This window comes from Bifidobacterium sp. LH_449, from assembly GCF_056356755.1.
On the sequence record NZ_JBKEUV010000009.1, the window covers coordinates 95980 to 114048 of the forward strand.

11 protein-coding genes are annotated in these 18069 nt (G+C 60.7%); 8 read left to right on the top strand and 3 right to left on the bottom strand.

The genetic code is table 11. From position 1 onward, the window contains the following. Positions 1–33 precede the first annotated feature (33 nt). From AC1AX7_RS07720 to AC1AX7_RS07735, 4 genes are all read left to right on the top strand, one after another. A complete protein-coding gene (locus AC1AX7_RS07720; protein WP_476509509.1) occupies positions 34–951 on the top strand; it encodes a family 43 glycosylhydrolase in 918 nt (305 codons plus the stop codon). Continuing rightward, entirely contained in the window at positions 948–2036 is a 1089-nt protein-coding gene (locus AC1AX7_RS07725; RefSeq protein ID WP_476509510.1) for a glycoside hydrolase family 43 protein, read from the top strand. The genes AC1AX7_RS07720 and AC1AX7_RS07725 overlap by 4 nt, the downstream gene beginning before the upstream one ends. 543 nt (positions 2037–2579) lie before the next feature. Beyond that, complete coding sequence (locus AC1AX7_RS07730) at positions 2580–4181, top strand: beta-galactosidase (RefSeq protein WP_476509511.1); 1602 nt, start codon at positions 2580–2582, stop codon at positions 4179–4181. Positions 4182–4280: 99 nt separating this feature from the next. After that, a complete protein-coding gene (locus AC1AX7_RS07735; RefSeq protein WP_476509512.1) occupies positions 4281–5033 on the top strand; it encodes a hypothetical protein in 753 nt (250 codons plus the stop codon). A gap of 50 nt (positions 5034–5083) precedes the next feature. Here AC1AX7_RS07735 and AC1AX7_RS07740 read toward each other — a convergent pair whose 3' ends face one another. Next, positions 5084–5545, bottom strand: a complete 462-nt coding sequence (locus AC1AX7_RS07740; RefSeq protein ID WP_476509513.1) for a substrate-binding domain-containing protein — start codon at positions 5543–5545, stop codon at positions 5084–5086. 57 nt (positions 5546–5602) lie between these two features. Between AC1AX7_RS07740 and AC1AX7_RS07745 the strand changes: the two genes are divergently transcribed. The 3 genes from AC1AX7_RS07745 (at position 5603) to AC1AX7_RS07755 (ending at position 11762) form a co-directional block, all read left to right on the top strand. Continuing rightward, positions 5603–8380, top strand: a complete 2778-nt coding sequence (locus tag AC1AX7_RS07745; protein ID WP_476509514.1) for a hypothetical protein — start codon at positions 5603–5605, stop codon at positions 8378–8380. 181 nt (positions 8381–8561) lie between these two features. Further along, positions 8562–10745 (top strand): glycoside hydrolase family 127 protein, encoded by a 2184-nt coding sequence (locus AC1AX7_RS07750; protein ID WP_476509515.1) that lies wholly within the window; start codon positions 8562–8564, stop codon positions 10743–10745. Positions 10746–10889: 144 nt separating this feature from the next. Next, a complete protein-coding gene (locus AC1AX7_RS07755; protein ID WP_476509520.1) occupies positions 10890–11762 on the top strand; it encodes a helix-turn-helix transcriptional regulator in 873 nt (290 codons plus the stop codon). Positions 11763–11818: 56 nt separating this feature from the next. Here AC1AX7_RS07755 and AC1AX7_RS07760 read toward each other — a convergent pair whose 3' ends face one another. Beyond that, complete coding sequence (locus AC1AX7_RS07760; protein ID WP_476509516.1) at positions 11819–12853, bottom strand: LacI family DNA-binding transcriptional regulator; 1035 nt, start codon at positions 12851–12853, stop codon at positions 11819–11821. A gap of 54 nt (positions 12854–12907) precedes the next feature. Further along, entirely contained in the window at positions 12908–14983 is a 2076-nt protein-coding gene (locus AC1AX7_RS07765; protein ID WP_476509517.1) for a glycoside hydrolase family 31 protein, read from the bottom strand. 265 nt (positions 14984–15248) lie between these two features. Between AC1AX7_RS07765 and AC1AX7_RS07770 the strand changes: the two genes are divergently transcribed. Further along, complete coding sequence (locus tag AC1AX7_RS07770; RefSeq protein WP_476509521.1) at positions 15249–17681, top strand: beta-L-arabinopyranosidase; 2433 nt, start codon at positions 15249–15251, stop codon at positions 17679–17681. Positions 17682–18069 lie beyond the last annotated feature (388 nt).

The following is an 18069-nucleotide window of genomic DNA, read 5'->3' on the forward strand; positions in this document are numbered from 1 at the left end:
ATATTACGAGTAAGCGAATAAGGGAGATTTTCAATGGCCTTGATGCAAGGCGTTCAGCTGTTTTATGACGACACCGGGGCTGTGGCGCAGCTGCATGGCATTGGCGTGCAGCGATTCGACGGTCGTTGGTATGCATATGGCGAAATCAAAACGGATAACGGGCACCTATTTAAAGGCGTGGCCTGCTACAGCACCATGGATTTCGTGCATTGGCATAATGAAGGTGTGGTGTTGGATGCCGGCGAGGAAGGCACCATCATTGGCGTCGATCGGGTGATCGAACGTCCGAAGGTGATGCGTTGCCCGACAACCGGTAAATACGTAATGTACCTGCATATAGACGGTATTGACGATTATGCATATGCGCATATCGGCACCGCCGTATCGGACAGTCCGACCGGGCCGTTCGAATTTCTTAACACCATGCAGTTCAAAGGGTATGAGTCTCGCGATATCGGAGTGTTCCAGGATGAAGACGGCAGCGGTTATGTTTTGAGTGAAGATCGTCCGCACGGTACTCATATTTATCGTCTGTCCGAAGACTATCTCAGCATCGTCGAGGATGTGGCATGTCTCAAGGGCACGAATTATTGGGCTGGCTATGAAAGTCCGATAATGATAAAACGTGACGGCGTCTATTATTGGTTCGGCTCTCAGCTGACAGGGTGGGATTGCAATGACAACATGTACGCCACTGCGGTTGATCTGTACGGTCCTTGGAGTATTTGGAAGCCGTTCGCTCCAGAAGGGTCACATACTTTCCAGTCGCAATGCGATATCATCATTCCGCTTGACGGCGAAGACCAGTGGCATGCCACGCGTTTTCTTTACATCGGTGATCGTTGGCAACGCGACGATTTAGGCAACTCCAAGCTGGTGACGTTGCCGATTGAAATCGGAAATGCGTCGGCGACGCTGTCTTGGCGGGATGAATGGGATAATCTGCTATGAATTCGGATTTGGACGGTGAACAGTATGGTTATCTGCTGATCCATTTCATTGAGGACCCAGAACACCATGCGGAACGCATCTACCTTGACCTTTCCGATGGGGACGATCCGGAGCGTTGGATTCCTCTGAACGGCGGGCTTCCGATCCTGACCTCGACGATTGGCACCGGAGGCGTGCGCGACCCGTATCTGGTGCGCAATCCGCAGACCGGGCGCGTATATATCATCGCCACCGATCTGCGTGTGTTCGGGCAAGGCGGAGGCTCGGATTCCAACAGCGACTGGTACACGTTCTCCCATCATGGCAGCACACAGCTGATCGTTTGGCATTCCGATGACTTGGTGCATTGGAACGGCCCTCATGCTTTGGATGTAAGCCGTCGCGCCGATGGCAGCCACGCCGAGCTTGGCATGGCATGGGCTCCTGAAGCGATGTGGGTTCCGGACTATTACCCGGAGGGACATCCTGGAGGACGCGGCGCATTCGTCATGTATTGGTCCAGCACATTGTTCGACGATGACGACAAGAGCCATGCCGATCCGTCGGTATATGACCGCGTGATGTGGGGCGTGACCATGGATTTCACCAACGCTACATTCCGGTTCGGTGGTGTGTTCATCGATCGAGGTCATGCCACCATCGACGCCACCATGCTGCAACGTCGGCTGCCGGACGGCACGCTGCGCACGTATCGCGCCACCAAAGACAACGGTCCGCAAGCCAATATCTGGCTGGACCGTACGGATGCGCCGCGTTGGTGGCATCCGGATACGCAATGGACCGTAGTGCAGGAGAACGTCGGCGCGCAGTGGGTGGAGAACGGCAATCCGGGCGGCGTGGAAGGACCGGCATTGTTCGCTTCGCACAGCGACGAACGCTGGTACCTGTATGTGGACGTCATTCCTTCCATCGGGTATCGTCCGATGGTCAGCGTCGATCTTGATGACGGATTTGAATGCCTGCCATTGGATCGCTTCCATATGGCTCCTCATACCAAGCATGGCGGAGTGCTGTCGCTGACCCGTGATGAATATGAGCGTCTGGCGGCATGGGACGGACGTATCGGGGGAGTCAAATCCCTTTAGGACGCTGATTCCAAGGAGTTGAATGATATGACGGTGACGTTGCTCCCGCTACATGCGGGTGAACGTGTGAATGGCGAGGCCATTGATACGACATGTCCGGCAGCGGGTTGCGGCTGGACTGTCTATGACAGGGACCGCATGCCCGATGCGGCGGTGCATTTTGAGACCGCGGCATGCCTGACCGTACGGATGTTGGGCCTTGATCGGTATTCCGTCAGTGCGCAGCTGGCATTTTACGAGAACGGGCAGTTTGAACGGGGCGACGGTCCGACATTGCGGGCCGTGTTTGGGTTGCTGCCCGGCACGGACGTCACCGTGTCGTTTGACTTGACTTGGTTGGACGGGCAGACATTATTCGCCCCGCGTACGATGGGTCGGCTGAAAATGACGATTTTCGGCAAGCCCATGCGACGTTCTGATGTGGAGCGCGTTGTGTTGTCGACGATGCCGAGCTTTGAAGGGCGGCCGTTGCGTGTTTGGGATGCGGAACTGCGAGATGAGGCGGTCGCCGACATAAAAGGCGTCCGGGACGAATGGAGGCCGTTGGTCGATGAACTGGGACAATCGAATCGGCGCGACTGGACTGGGAAAACCGTCGACCGCAAACGCTGCACCGCGATGATGCGGATGCTTGCCGAAGAGTCGTCGGCCGGATATGATCGGTTTCCTCATTGGGATCGGCGTGGCGGTTATACCGCACGACGGTTTGACGCGACGGGATGGTTCCATGTTGCCAGGGATGATGAAGGCAGATTCTGGCTTGTGGACCCGGACGGCGCCGCATTTCTGTCCACGGGTGTTGACTGCGTGCGTCCGGGTGTCCAGACTCGTGTGGATCCCGTGCGCCCGTGGGTGGACAAGCATGTGAAGAGTCTGTTGGACGAGGTGTCGGATGGGTATCATGCATTCGATTCGGCGGACGGCTCCGGACACCTGCACGTCCATGCCAAGGATCCGGATTTTTCCTGGCGGAATGACACGAAAGGCTGCGGAGGTATCGTCGCATTCTACGATTACGCGATGGCCAACCTGCGCCGGGCCTTTCCCGAAGCGACGCGTGGCGCGTGGAACCGTATTACCAAGCGGCATTTGCAGGAGTGGGGCATCAACACAATCGGCAACTGGTCGGATACGGAGTTTATTCGATACGCCGATATGCCGTATGTGTTGCCCGCCGATGATCTTGGCGGCGTCGGATTCCCCTCGACCTCTACGATGCTGTTCCGTGACTTCCCCGATGTGTTTTCCGAAGAATACACTCGGAATTCGTCTCGGTACGCGCATGGTCTGTGTGCATGGAAGGACGATGCCAATATGGTGGGATACTTCATGCGCAACGAGCCGAATTGGGCATTCGTGCATGGGTTGAATCTCGCTGAGGAAATGCTGAACAATCCGGCGCAGCTGGCGTCGAAACGTCATTTCGTCGCTTGGGCGGGAAACCGCTATGACGGTGATATCTGCGCCCTCAACGAGGCTTGGGGCACCGGTTTTCGGAATTTCGAGGAGATCATCGACGAACCGAGATATCGCTTGGCGCAGGGGAATAGGCGGTGCGCCAAGGACTTGCAGGATTTCTCTCGTGTGCTTATCGATCGTTATGTGCGTATTCCGGCGCAGGAACTGCGCAAGGCCGACCCACATCATCTGAATCTCGGTATGCGTTATGCGTACATTACCGAAGACACCTTGCTGGCTGGTTCCGACTGCTATGACGTGTTTTCCATAAACAGTTACCAGCGCACCTGTTTCGACCAGGTCGAGTCGTTGGGGCGCAAATTGGATATGCCGGTGATGGTGGGTGAATTCCATCACGGTGCATGTGACCGTGGGCTGAGCGCACACGGTATACGCGGCGTGACCACGCAGTATGAGCGTGGCGTAGCCTATCGGTATTACGTTGAGCAGGCGTTGCTCAGTAAGTATTTCGTTGGCGCACATTACTTCCAGTACAACGACCAAGGTACGTTGGGCAGGTTCGATGGCGAAAACTATCAGATTGGTCTTGTGGACGTATGCCTACGGGAATACGAAGACATGGCTGACGCCATGAGGGCGTGTCATGCGTCGTTGTATCCGGTGGCGCTGGGCGAGTGCCCGGCGTTCGGACAATTGCCGGAGGAGGTGAATCCGATTCACTACTGAGTCGGGTTTTCGTGCGTCCGTGCGTCATCCCGGTCTTTCAGGTTTTCGTGTTGCGGCCGTTATACAATGCAACCCGTTATGCGAGGAAAGGCGGCTTGAATGGCGAACAAAGGCATTTTGACGCAGGAACAGCAGGAAGCGGTTGCCGAGCTGTCGAAAACGAACAAATATGAGCACCAGTCTATATGGACGACGTTCAAAGAGCTTCCAATGAAGGACAAGTGGCCGTATTTCGTCCAACACTTCCTGCTGTATGCCGTCATCATCTTTGCCGTGGTCGTTTTCGTCGTCGCGATGACCATCACATATCTGACCAAGCCGCCACAGGCGAAGCTTTCGATCGCGAGCGTGAATCTGGGAGATGTGACCTCTCAGCTGGACGCTCTTGAACAAGGTTTCGTCGAGGAGAGCGGTTTGGATGCTGAATTGATCGCAGACCGCGACGATGTGATGATTCGCAGGGACGTGACTAGCGCGTATGGAGACTCGTCCGTCCAGCTTTTCGCCGAGGTGGCCGCCGGTGACGTCAATACGCTGATTGCCGATACGGACACCACCACGATGATGTGCACGGATCGGGGACTGGTGTCGCCCTTGGCTGATGTTCTAGGGAAAGATCGTGTGACCGCATTGGAGGAGCGGGGAGCGGTCGTGCAGATGACGACGCCTGACCCGGGTAGCGGGGAGAGGGAGGACGTGGACGCGGCACTGGATCTGACGAAGTCTTCGGTGTGGAATTCGCTTGACGGCGCCGATGAGATGGGCGACGACGTGCTGCTGGCGTTCGCAAACGTGACGGAGACGGGCACGGAATATCCGCGGGCATTGGTCGATTATCTGTTCGATCTGTGACGTGCGTCCGTGGTGCCGTCCACATGCCGGCCCGTGCCGCGGATGCACGTTCAGCGCAGCTGCGCCACCGATCCGCGGTCGATGAGAATAGGGTCGATGCATATGTGCATGGTCGGTGCCTGTGGATCGTCGATGCGCGCGGCCAGCAGGCGGACCGCCGTCTGGGCAAGGGCTTGGCCATGCGCGCGTAGCACGGTGAGCGGTCTGGAGCCAGGCGTGGCGAATCCGTCGATGGAGATCAGCGACACGTCATCCGGAACGTTCAATCCGCGATGCTCCAGCGCCTGAACGAGGGCTATCGCCAGATAATCCGAGTGGACGAGCATGGCGGTCGTTCCGGTGTCCGCCACCATATCGGCGAGATGACGGACGCCGCCCGCATCGTATGGCGGTATATGTTCCAGTGCGAACGTGCATGTGGCCTGACCGGTTTTCGCCAGGATCTCCCTCCAGCTTTCCGTGATGATCCTCGACGTCGGGGTGTCGGTGCTGCAGGAGATCCTCGCGATCAACCCGGCCGTGAGCGCGGCGCAGGCGGAAGAAGCATCAACGATACGAAAGGACCATGTATGTCGGCATACGACAATCCACCCGTGAACATCAGCGTCGACTCGGCCGCAGTGCGCGCCGCGGCGCGCCGTCGCAACGGCCTGACCTTCAAAGGCTTCGGTGTGCTGTCGGGCAACGCCACCTCCGCCCTGCTGATGGATTACAAGGCGGAGCATCCGGAAGCGTATTGGCGGTTGGTCGAAGTCCTGTTCGGCGGCGAACGGCCGCTGATGAACACCGTCAAGGTCGAAATGGGCAACGACCGCAACAATTCGACAGGTCCGAACGCCGCCACCATGCGCGATCGCGATGATTACCCGAATGTGCTGCGCGAGCCGGGATTCCAGCTGGCGGCCGACGCCATGCGCTGCCAGCCCGGTCTGCACGTGAGCATCCTGCGCTGGTGCACGCCGACCTGGGTACGTGATGACGACGACGTATATCGCTGGTACAAGAACACGATCCTCGCCTGCTACCGCGAATACGGGTTCATGGTGGATTCCGTCAATCCCGACATCAACGAGCGCGCCGCCGATCTCGAATGGGTGGCTGAGTTCGCGCATCGTGTGCGCACGGATGCCGAAGGCTTCCTCGGCGCGGCCGCCGATGACCCGCATGCAGGCTGGGTGAGCGACAGGGAACGCGACCTGTTCCATCGCATTCGCATCATCACCTCCGACGAAGAGTCCACCGGCACGTTCGGCCCGGCCCTGACCGGCAGCGCGACGTTGCGCGACGCCATCGACATCGCCGCATACCACTATTCGGTGGACGATGACGAGGACGGCAGCTTCACCCGTCTCGCCGACGAATTCGATAAGGAAATCTGGAATTCCGAAGCGCAGGCGGTGTTCTCCAATTCCGCCGATCGCCCCAACAACACCAATGACCAAGGACTGGATAACGGCGAAACCGGCACGGGGGTCGGCGGCATCGGCGGCCCGCTGGAAATGGCGAACACCATCATCAAAGGATTCGTGAAATCACGCCGCACCTGCGTGATATACCAGCCCGCCATCGGCTCATGCTACGAACATATGGAATACGCGGCCAAGGAGATCATCAGCGCGCGCGATCCGTGGAGCGGCTGGATCTATTACGACGCAGGCTGCGCGGTGCTGGCTCATTTCGCGAAATTCGCGCATCTCGGATGGGCGCCGGCCGTCAACTCCGACATCGTCGCCGACGATACGATATGGCGGGCCATCCCGCAGGCCAGCGACTGCCGGGTCGCAGGCCGCAATCCCGTATCCGGCGCCCGCCACGGCGAACCCAGCTATCTGACGCTCGCAGCACCCGACGGCGGCGACTGCAGCATCATCATCGTCAACGACAGCGCCTATACGAAAACCTACCGCATCGCGATCGACACGGCGCTCGCGGCGTCGCATTCGCCCCTGCACATATGGCAGACCGCGGCGGCGCGGCCGGGGGAACGCTACGATGCGGGCTGGATGCGGCATATCGGCGACGTCTCCGCCGAAGATCAGCGATCCGGCGACCATGCCGGCCACGTGACGTATGTGCTGCAGGTCGCACCTTGGTCGATGGTCACGGCGTCGACGCTGGATGACGTGCAGCCTCTGCGCCTGCCCGCCGCCAGCGAACAGGCGCGCGCGGTCCTTGACGTGGACCCCGGCAGCGGCGTGCTGTATGCGGACGATTTCCGCTACGAGGACGAGCCCGAAGTCGGCGTCAGCCGCAGCGGCGAGGCCTATGCGGAACGCAAAAGGCGTTATCTCGACGCGCGCGGCGGCGCTTCCGGCGCGGTGCCGCGCTACACCACCGACAGCAACGGCGCATTCGAAATCGTGTCGGACGCCGTCTGCGGAGACGCCGTCTGCGGAGACGCCGTCTGCGAGAACGCCTCCCGCGGCAGCGTCCTGCGCCAGCAGATCGACTCGCCGCACGCCGGCGACGCATGGATCGAAGGCGACCCGCGCACCGCGATCGGCGACATGCGTTGGACGAACTACCGCGTATCGGTCGACGTGATGTTCGAAGCGTATGCCGGGCGGACGCCGTATATGCTGCTTGGCGCTCGCGAAATGGGCGGCGATAAATTCACGAACGCGATCTGCGCATACGATTTCAGATTGCGTGCGGACGGCGGTTTCGCGCTGCGGCGATACGGCGACGAAAAAATATGCGGCGACTGCGAAGACCCTCATAAGGCCGCGCAAAAGGCCGGGATGAAGCCTTTCGCGGCGGGCGCCGGCGCGTGGAACACCGTCATGTTGGAAGTCGCCGGCAATACGGTGACCGCATCCGTCAACGGCCTGGTCGTGGCCTGCTGGAAGGATGACGCCCCGCAATCGGCCGGTCGCGTGAATCTGGGCACCAGCTTCGACCGCGTACGCTTCTCCGACCTGCGCGTCGAACGCGTCGCCGGATATTCGCCGTACTATACGGCGCTGATCGACGACATGCACATGACGTCATGGTCGGATTCGCGTACGCCGGTGCTGGTGTACGACGGCGATTGGACGCATGAGAACGGCCAAAGCATGTTCACCTATATGCGTTCGATCTCGCGCACGTCGCAGGTCGGCGCATCATTGTCGCACACGTTCTACGGCACCGGCGTCGATCTGTTCGGGCCAAGCGACGGCGGCGCCCGGCTTGATGTGGTCGTTGACGGGAAAGCGGTGGGCGAGGCGCTGCCGACGGTCGCCACTCAAGGCGCGCTGCGTACGATGTTCCGCGTGGAAGGCCTGCAATATGCCCGCCATACGGTGACGTTCCGCCTGGCGAACGCGCACGTGCTTGCCGTCGACGCGATCGGCGTGAGCCGGTGACGCCGGGCGGTTTCGAATGACTGCGTGGCTTGGAAAAATACTCCTGAACAACGATTTGTCCACCTTTGGAATGCGTCCTGATTTCTAATGTGGACAGCGTATGCCGCGGGGCGCCTATGCGGAGAATATACGGACGAAAATGCCGCATATGCGTCGCCGCTTACGCAAGGAGGACCTTATCATGGCGGATTTGGAAACCAGCAAGCCCCTACCGTTGAACGACGTCGTCGTCGACGATGCGTTCTGGAGCGCCGAACAGGAGCTGGTGCGCACAACGGTGATCCCATACCAGTGGAAAGCGCTGAACGACGACGTTCCGGGCGCAGCCCCCAGCTATTGCATGCATAATTTCAAGGCGGCCGCCGCGCAGAACGCGCGCAAAGAGGCGCAAGGCAAGGACTTTACGCCACCGACCTACACGTTCCGCGGATTCGAAGCGCTGCCCGACGACCCGAACAATCCGGAACCCGATAAATTCTACGGATTCGTCTTTCAGGACACCGACTTCTCCAAGTGGATCGAAGCGGTCGGCTATTCGCTGTCCGAACATCCGGACGCCGAGCTGGAAGCCACCGCCGACGCGGCCATCGACATCGTCTGCGCGGCTCAGCTCGAGAACGGATATCTGGACACGTACTACATCCTCAACGGCATGGACCGGCATTTCACCAATCTGAAGGACCATCACGAACTCTACTGCCTCGGCCATCTCGTCGAAGGCGCTGTCGCATATTATCAGGCCACCGGAAAAGACAAGCTGTTGCAGGCCGCATGCCGATTCGCCGACTACGTCGGCTCCGTCTTCGGCACGGAGGAAGGCAAGCTGCGCGGCTACCCGGGCCATGAAATCGCCGAGATGGCGCTGGTGCGTCTCGCCGAAACCACCGGCGAACGGCGTTATGCCGATCTGGCCGAATACTTCGTCCGCCAGCGTGGCCGGCAGCCGCTCTACTTCGAACAGGAAGACCATCGCCGTGCGCAGGAGAACGGCGAAACCTACCGTCCGAACGACAATGTTCCCGCGCCCTACGCCTATTATCAGGCACATACCCCCGTCACCGAACAGCGCGAGGCCGTCGGCCATGCCGTACGCGCGACCTACTTCTACTCCGGCGTCGCCGACGTGGCCCGGCTGACCGAAGACCCGGCGCTGCTCGAATCCTGCGAAACATTGTGGCGCAACATCGTCGACCGCAAACTGTACGTCACCGGCGGCATCGGCGCGACGCATGTCGGAGAATCCTTCTCCTACGACTACGACCTGCCCAACGACACCGCGTATTCGGAAAGCTGCGCGGCCATCGCGCTCGCGTTCTTCGCGCGCCGCATGCTGCAGATCCATCCGAAAGGCGAATACGCGGACGTCATGGAATCCGCGCTGTACAACACCACGCTGGCCGGCATGGCGCTGGACGGCAAAAGCTTCTTCTACGTCAATCCGTTGGAAGTGGTGCCGGAGGCCTGCCGTCGTGACGAACGCAAATTCCATGTCAAGCCGGTCCGCCAGAAATGGTTCGGCTGCGCCTGCTGCCCGCCGAATATCGCCCGCATCGTCGAATCCGTGCAGCAGTACGCATATACGGTAAACGACGAAACATCCACCTTGTATACGCATCTGTATATGGGAGGCCGTGTCTCCGCGCATTTCGCGCACGCCGCGCTGACCCTGGAGATGACGGCGAATCTGCCTTGGCATGGCGACGGAGCGGCGACCGTGCATGTGGACGCCCCGGCCAAGGCGACGCTGGCGTTCCGCCTGCCTGCCTGGGCCGGAGAAGAGGCGGCGTCGGCGATTCATGCCTCCGGCGAGGCCTCCTGTGAGGTCTCTTGCGAATCCGGCGGCGAATCGGCCGGTCGCATCACCCGTGATATTCGCGACGGATACGTGTATTTCAGCGGCGAATGGCATGACGGAGACGTCATCCGTTTCGATTTCCCGATGCCTGTGCGCATGGTAGCCGCCAATCCGCTGGTGCGCGAGGATGCGGGCAAGGTCGCATTCGTACGCGGGCCGATCGCCTACTGCGCGGAAGGCGTGGACAACGGCGGCAATCTGCACCTGTTGCATGTCGATGCCGCACGAATCGCCGAGGACCCGAATCGCGTCACCGTTTCCGATGTGATGTTCCATGCCGGTGCCGCCGGGCAGGACGAGTCCGGATTGGGCGAAGTCGACGCGGTCGACCGTCCGATGGTCACGCTTGCCGTTCCCGCATGGCGGGAAAAGGCCGACGACGCCGAACACCGTCCGCTGTATGCGGCATGGCGGCCGGCCGAGCGTGAAGCCACCAGCGTCACGCTGATCCCGTATTTCGCCTGGGCCAACCGTGGGGAAACCGAAATGACGGTGTTCCTGCACGCATAACCGCGGCTTTCGCGTACTTTGCGCCCGGGTTTCTGACGGTTGTGACCGCGACGCGTCGCGTACGGCGGCCCACAACCGTCAGAAGACCCAGTCGGCTGCCGCCCGTCGCGGCTCGTCGCCGTGTTGCTTGCGGCTGATAAGGTGATGGGCGTGAAGGTCATATGCAGCCGACTGGATAAACCGGTGGATTTCTTCGTGGTCGGACAGTTCGTGTCCGGAGCCGGATGGCGGCATGTGCGACGCATCAGCAACTCATTCGAACTGATATTCGTACGTCGGGGAACGTTGCCCATACGCGTCGGCGAGCGTTCGCTGCACGTGGTGGCCGGTGAAGTGGCGTTGCTGCCTCCCGGAATCGAGCATGCCGGAACGGAGCCGATCGCGGAGGAATTGGATTTCTTCTGGATGCATTTCCAGCTTTCCCACTGGCATGAGCCGGGCATGGACGGCGGCCTGCCGTCCGACGAAAGCCTGTTGGCATTGCCCGAAAAGATGCGGTTGGTCGATCCCGACCGTCTCACCGTGCTGTTCGGACAATTGGTGGACGTCTTTTCCGATGCGGCCTCCCGGCCCGACCGATACGGGGCGTACTGCGCCACATGCATACTGCTTGAGGTCAATCTGCAGATGAGGCGGATGCATGAAAGTGTGGGGGCGCGCAGTCGGTGTAAGGCGGCCGGCGTCGCGATGCCCGCGGTGCGTTCCTGGATACGCGCCAACGCGTTCGAGCCCATCACGGTGGCGGGCATCGCCGAACGATTCCACTATTCACCCAGCTATCTCACCGCCAGGTACCGCAGCGAATTCGGCATCGGCATCGCCGAACAGATCGCGCAATGCCGAATCGACCGCGCCTGCGAGCTGCTGACCTCCACGGCTGCAAGCGTCGCCGACATCGCGCATGAAATCGGATATGACGATCCGAAATATTTCATGCGGGTGTTCAAACGCCGCGTCGGCCTGACGCCGGGCCAGTACAGGGCGGCTTTTCCAAGGCGATTGTTCAATACGCAGTGAATATGCACGGTGTGATCGATCGCAGTCATGGAATGACGGTCATCGCAATGGGGCGCCTAAGCCGACGCACGTTCCAGCAAGTGATAGTCAAGCGTGACGGAGCGTGGCTGCTCGGATGCGGCGTTTTCAATGCGTTCAACCAGCATATCCAAGCAAATGCGCGCAGCCTCGCCGGCATCCACGCCCACGCTGGTCAGGCGCGGCGAACAATACGCGCCCTCATCCAAACCGTCAAAACCGATGACCGCAACATCTCCCGGTACGCGAATGCCTGCATCCGCAAGCGCCCGCATCGCGCCGACCGCAATCGAATCGGTCAGGCAGAAAACGGCATCGAAATCCAATGCCGTCCCGCCTTTGCCGCGCTCGCGAATCAGCCGTGACATCGCGTCATAGCCGCCCTGTCGATTCCATGTGCAAGGCGCGATGCCGCTATCGGCGACAGGCGGGAGGCCATAATCGCGAACGGCCGCCAACGCGCCATCCAGACGTAAGGCGGCGGAATTCGGCCGTTCCGCCGACGTGCCGGCATCGGAAGGCGCGACTCCCAAAATCGCGATTCGTGTGCGCCCGCAATTCGCAAAACGGCGAATCGCGGCGGCACTGCCTTCCAATGATGGGGAGAACACGCAATCGACATGCCCCGCCAAGGTGAAGCCGTCCAACGCCACCACCGGATGCGCATGGCTGAATTCCACGATGGGCGCCGCAGTGCCGCTCGGCCAGCACACGATCGTGCCGTCGCACATCTGCATCGCCGCGCTCGACAGCACCTGCTGCTCGAAATCAGTGGAATATCGGGTCTGCTGCAGCACTGTCTGATAGCCGCGCGACTGAGCCAGATCGGACAGGCGTGCGGCGACGTCGGCGGGGAAGGTCAGATCGAAATCGGAAATGGTGATGCCGATGACATGCGTGCGCCCGGAGCTGAGCTGGCGCGCCGCCAAATTGGGGCGATACCCCAATTCGGCGGCCGCCTGCAGCACGCGCCGCGCCGTTTCGGCTTTGACGAAGGGCTTGCCGTTCATCGCATTGGACGCGGTCATTCGAGACACTCCTGCCAGTGCTGCGACATCGTCCAATGTGACCATGGATCCTCCTTCTGTCGTATTCAAGTATGCGTCCGCCGCCGTCGCAAACCGCAATCAGATCATGCCGGCCAGACCATGGTCGGCGTCATTGCGGGCGAACAGCGGCACCACGTCCAGCGGAGCGTCGGCCGTGACCTGCTGGCCCCCGGCGAAGCGTTCGCCGGTATGCAGATTCGTCCAGGTCGTGTCGGCGCCTCCCGGCAGATACACGTCGCGGCTGCGTGCGCCAAGCTCTACGACCGGCGCGATTAGCAGATCCGGGCCGTACATGTATTCGTCCGGCACGTTTGCGGCGGCCTCGTCATCCGGGAATTCGTAGAACAGGCCGCGCACCAGCGGCTGGCCGTCGGTGTGGGCGGCGTCGAACAGCTCGCGTGAATACGGGCGCAGTGTTTCACGGATCCGAATGTATTTGCGCATGATGCCTTCGACCTCTTCTCCGTACGTCCAAGGCTCGTTGTCGGCGCCGGTGTGGATGTGATCGATCGGATTGCCGATGCGGTCGAATGTCGGTTTTCCGGGGACGCGGGTCGCCGGCATACGGTCGCCATGGTTGCGCATCACCGGCGAAAAACACGAGAACTGGCACCAGCGCACGTACAGTTCGCGGAAATCCTCGCTGTTCGGGTCGCCGCCGGCGAAACCGCCCATATCGGTGGTGAACCAGGGAATGCCGGCCACGCCCATGTGGATCGCGCAGGTGATCTGGGCTTTCAGATCGTCGAATGTGGAATGCACGTCGCCCGACCACACCAGCGAGCCGTAACGCTGCGAACCGGCCCACGCCGCGCGCGTCAGGTTGACGATGTCGTTTTCGCGGCCGATGGTGATCTGTCCGTCGTAGAAGGTCTTGTTGTACAGCTGCGGGTAGATGTTGCCGACCTTGCCGACCGGGCCTGCATGATACAGGTAGTGCGCGTAATCGTAATCGGCGCCCCATTCCGGTTCCGCCTCGTCCAGCCAGAAGGCGTCGACGCCGAGATCGGTGTAGTTGTGTCGGATTTTGTCCCACAGCCAGCCGCGCGCCGCCGGATTGGTGGCGTCGAAGAACTGGTTGTCGCGCGGCCACCACATGCCGACGTCCTTGCCTTGGCGCGTTTTCGCCAGGTAGTTGTTGCGGCGCATTTCATCGTAGTTTTCCGACTGCAGGTCGATCTGCGGCCATATCGACACCATCAGTTTGATGCCCATGCTGTGCAGTTCGTCGGCCATCGCCTTCGGATCGGGCCAGAATTCCTCGTCGAAGCGGAAGTCGCCCATCAATGGCCAGTGGAAGAAGTCGATGACGATCAGGTCGATCGGAATGTCGCGGCGCTTGAATTCGCGGGCGACGTCAAGCAGCTGCTCCTGATTCCAGTAGCGCAGCTTGCATTGCCAGAAGCCCAGTCCCCATTCCGGCATGACGGGCGCGTGGCCGGTGGCGTCGGCGTATTGCGATTCGATCTGCGCCGGTGTGGTTCCTGCGGTGACCCAATAGTCGATCTGATCGCAGACGGAGGAGTGCCATTCGGTGCGGTTCGCGCCGAATGTGACCGTGCCGATCGCCGGATTATGCCACAGGAAGCCGTAGCCGCGGCTGGACATCATGAACGGCACGCTGACCTGCGAATTGCGGTGCGCGAGTTCCAGGGTGGAGCCTTTGAGGTCGAGGACGGGCTGCTGGTATTCGCCCATGCCGAAGATGTGTTCGCCGTCCCATGCGTTGAATGTGACGGTGGGGGATTCCGAGCCGTTTTCCAACGGATGATGGGCGCGGGCGCGCAGACGTAGGGCGCCGCCGTCACCGGCTTCGCGCAGAAGGATTTCGCCGGTTTCGGTATTGAGGAAGGTGAGGCGGCAGGCGCTGCCTTCGTTGTTGGTTTCGGCGGTCACCGTGATCAGGCCGTTGACGAGCGTTGCCGTTGTGCCGGTGACGGTGGTTGTGACCGGTGTCGTCGCTGCCGTCGCCTCTGGCGCGAGCAGCGCCCAATCGGCGTCGGCGATGTCTTGCATGATGCGGGCTCGCACGCGCACGCTGTTGGAACCCCACGCTTCGATGCGCAGGAATTCGCCGTCGCCGGTCCATTCGATGGCGCCGTCGCCGGTGGTGAATGTGGTTGCGGGAATGATTTCCGCGGGATTTGAGCTCATGTGTCTTTTCGCCTCCACTGCCTGAGAGCGTATGGGATGTTGCATTGCACACGTCGTTTGTGTGAATGACTGATTGAATTGTAGCGCTAAAAAATGTAGCGCTACAATAGTGTGTTGCAGCATGGCGTATCGATGCGTCATGTCGAGGTGCTTCCGGTGCGTTTCCGTTGCGCGTCGGTCGTTTTGAGGAGGCAATGTGGCTGAAGAAACCGCGATATGCCCGAATGCCGAAGGGCGTTTTGTATGGGGCAACGGCGTGGTGTCGATGATGTTCGAGGTTCGGGGCGACGCTCCTGTGCTTATGTGCGGCCTTGCGGGGCGTGGCATGACCGGCGGCGGGGCCGGCGCCGTCGATGGGCTTGAAGGCGGTTGCGCCGCCGGCGGCGCGGCGGATCGCATCTGCGAGTGGCCGTCCGTGCAGAACGACCCGCGTCCGATCGTGGAGATGAATGCCACCGCGACCGGATCGAACGACAACCGTCTCACGTTCATCGAGACCGTGGCCGGATCCCGTCTGCGTTTTGTTCGGGCGACGACTTCCGTGCGGGAGATTCCGCAGAACGTCTCGCAAGGCGTCTCGGGCAAGGGCGGTTCCGTTGGCGGCCTGAAACTGTACCGACTGGAAATCGTGCAGTACGCGGCTTTTGATGATTTGCGGCCCGACGCGCGATACAAGCGTCTCGATAAGACATGTGAACATCTGTCGGACAGGATTGTTTCACGTGGAACGTCATCATATATTGAAGGCGGTCTGACTGTGATTTCCGTATACGAAGCATTTGAAGGCCTGTCCGCCGTGCGCGCCTACACGAAGGTGGCATCGCCGGAACGGTATCCGGTCGAAGCGATTTCATCGTTGCAACTGACCGTGCCGATGAACTGCAACGGCGGCACAGTGGAATCCGGCATCCTCTACTGGGGCGATTCGGCGTGGGCCGTTGAAAACGATTGGCATAGCGCCCCGCTCCGTCAAACGGCATTGCGTGATCGCAACCAGATCATCAATCCTGGCGTTGCCAGCTCGCGGTTCGCCTTGAAATCGTTGTCCACATGGAGCACGGGTGAGCATCTTCCGGACGGTATCGTGCAGATCAATCCCGGCGGCAACGCCGGAATCGACGGCGCCGCCGCCGGCGGCGATCATGCCGCAGACGTCGATGAGAGCGGGCGGCACGTCTCTTCCCGGCCGTTTTCCGTGATGTGGCAGGTCGAGCACAACGGCCCGTGGGAGTGGGAAATCAGCGAAACCGATCCGGGATTGCGCATCACCGCGTTCGGCCCGGAAGAATGGGACCATCAGTGGTTCAGCACACTGGGGAGCGGCAATGACGTCGTCACCGTTCCCGTCTCCTTCGTCGTAACCGCAGGTGATTGGCAGCAGGCCGTCGCCGAAATGACGCTGCAACGCCGCGCGCTGCGCGTGGAAAAGGCCGCCGAGCTTGATCGTTTACCTGAATTCGAGCATACGCAAGGCCTTGTTGTGTACAACGATTACATGAATACGCTGTTCGGCGACCCGCGTATCGACAAGGAACTTCCATTGGTAGAAGGCGCGGCGAAAGTCGGCGCCGATGTTTTCTGCATCGATGCAGGCTGGTACGACAGCACCGATGGCGGATGGTGGGACATGGTCGGCGAATGGGCGCCCTCCACCAATCGATTCGGCGATGCAGGCCTTGCGGGGCTGGCCGAAAATATTCGCGCGCATGGCATGCGGCTTGGCTTGTGGCTCGAACCGGAAGTCATCGGCGTGAATTCGCCGTTGGCCGCGGCTTTGCCGGATGAAGCGTTCTTCACCCGTCATGGCGCCCGGGTCAGCGATTCCGGCCGATATCTGCTGGACTTCCGCTGCGCCGCCGCTCGCGAGCACGTCACTCGCACCGTTGACCGTCTGATCGATGAATTCGGCGCGGTATTCTTCAAATTCGACTACAACACGATTCCCGGTGTCGGCACCGATACGAATACGCAGTCTGTAGGCGACGCGCTGCTCGGCCATTGCCGTGCATACCTGGACTGGCTGGACGACCTGCGTCGTAGGCATCCTGACGTCATGATCGAGAATTGCGGGTCGGGCGCGATGCGTGCCGACTACGCGCAGCTGGCGCGATTGGACCTGCAATCCACTTCCGACCAGTGCGATCCGCTGATCTATGCGGCGATCGCCGCCGGAGCGGGCTTGACGATTCTGCCGGAGCAGCAGGGCAACTGGGGTTACGCGCAGCAGGAAATGGATGATGAGACCGCGGTGTTGACTTTGGCGACCGGTGTTCTCGGACGCCTGTACCTGTCCGGCTTCATCAATCGCATGGACGAGCGGCGTTTGGGATTGGTCCGTGATGCCGTTGCCCTGCATCGTCAGGTGCTGGCCGAACAAATCGCCGACGATCTGGTTCCATGGTGGCCGGCCGGTCTGCCTGATTTCAATGGCGATTGGCTGGTTTCCGGCCTGCGCGGATTCGGCACTGCCGCAGACGGCTACGTGATTGCGTGGAGACGGGACGGCGAAGCATCGGTCGATATCGAAATCCCCGAAAGCGCGCATATGGAGCAGGTGTTCCCCTCGCCGGCGAATCGCGACCATGCGCCGCAGGCTGCCGAATGGGGCATCACCCGTTCCGACCGCAACCATGTGCGGCTGACCGCCGCCGTAACGGACAGGCCTTCGGCCAGGATCTTCCGCATCCATCAGGATTGATCGGCGCGATCTGCGGATATGACGACATGTGACACGCCGTGCTCTGGGATTTTTCAGGGCACGGCGGTCGTATTTCCGTCGTTCGCGGAGCTATTCGTCGGTGGATTTGTGGTTTTTCGACACGCCGATGGTTGTGTGTGTTTGCAATGGTTTTCGGGGTCCGGTGTGCCGGTCGGGTTGCGTTCGTGGGCGGGGTCGTGTAAGTTCTTCATCTTGCTGCCGCACGGCGCGGTCCTTCCGGGGTTTCCGGTCGGGTGCCGGGTCCTTGCGTGTGGTGGTGGTTTGAGAACTCAAGAGCGTGTCTGTACTACTTATCTTATTGATAGTCAATGATTGCCAGTCCGATTCCCGCTCCGTCCGTTCCGGTCGGAGTCGCCGGGGGGCGTTG

Coding starts and splice junctions, on each gene's coding strand:
- AC1AX7_RS07760 (WP_476509516.1), bottom strand. CDS start 12,853: ATGGTCACATTGGACGATGTCGCAGCACTGGCAGGAGTGTCTCGAATG.
- AC1AX7_RS07735 (WP_476509512.1), top strand. CDS start 4,281: ATGGCGAACAAAGGCATTTTGACGCAGGAACAGCAGGAAGCGGTTGCC.
- AC1AX7_RS07750 (WP_476509515.1), top strand. CDS start 8,562: ATGGCGGATTTGGAAACCAGCAAGCCCCTACCGTTGAACGACGTCGTC.
- AC1AX7_RS07755 (WP_476509520.1), top strand. CDS start 10,890: ATGGGCGTGAAGGTCATATGCAGCCGACTGGATAAACCGGTGGATTTC.
- AC1AX7_RS07745 (WP_476509514.1), top strand. CDS start 5,603: ATGTCGGCATACGACAATCCACCCGTGAACATCAGCGTCGACTCGGCC.
- AC1AX7_RS07720 (WP_476509509.1), top strand. CDS start 34: ATGGCCTTGATGCAAGGCGTTCAGCTGTTTTATGACGACACCGGGGCT.
- AC1AX7_RS07725 (WP_476509510.1), top strand. CDS start 948: ATGAATTCGGATTTGGACGGTGAACAGTATGGTTATCTGCTGATCCAT.
- AC1AX7_RS07770 (WP_476509521.1), top strand. CDS start 15,249: ATGATGTTCGAGGTTCGGGGCGACGCTCCTGTGCTTATGTGCGGCCTT.
- AC1AX7_RS07765 (WP_476509517.1), bottom strand. CDS start 14,983: ATGAGCTCAAATCCCGCGGAAATCATTCCCGCAACCACATTCACCACC.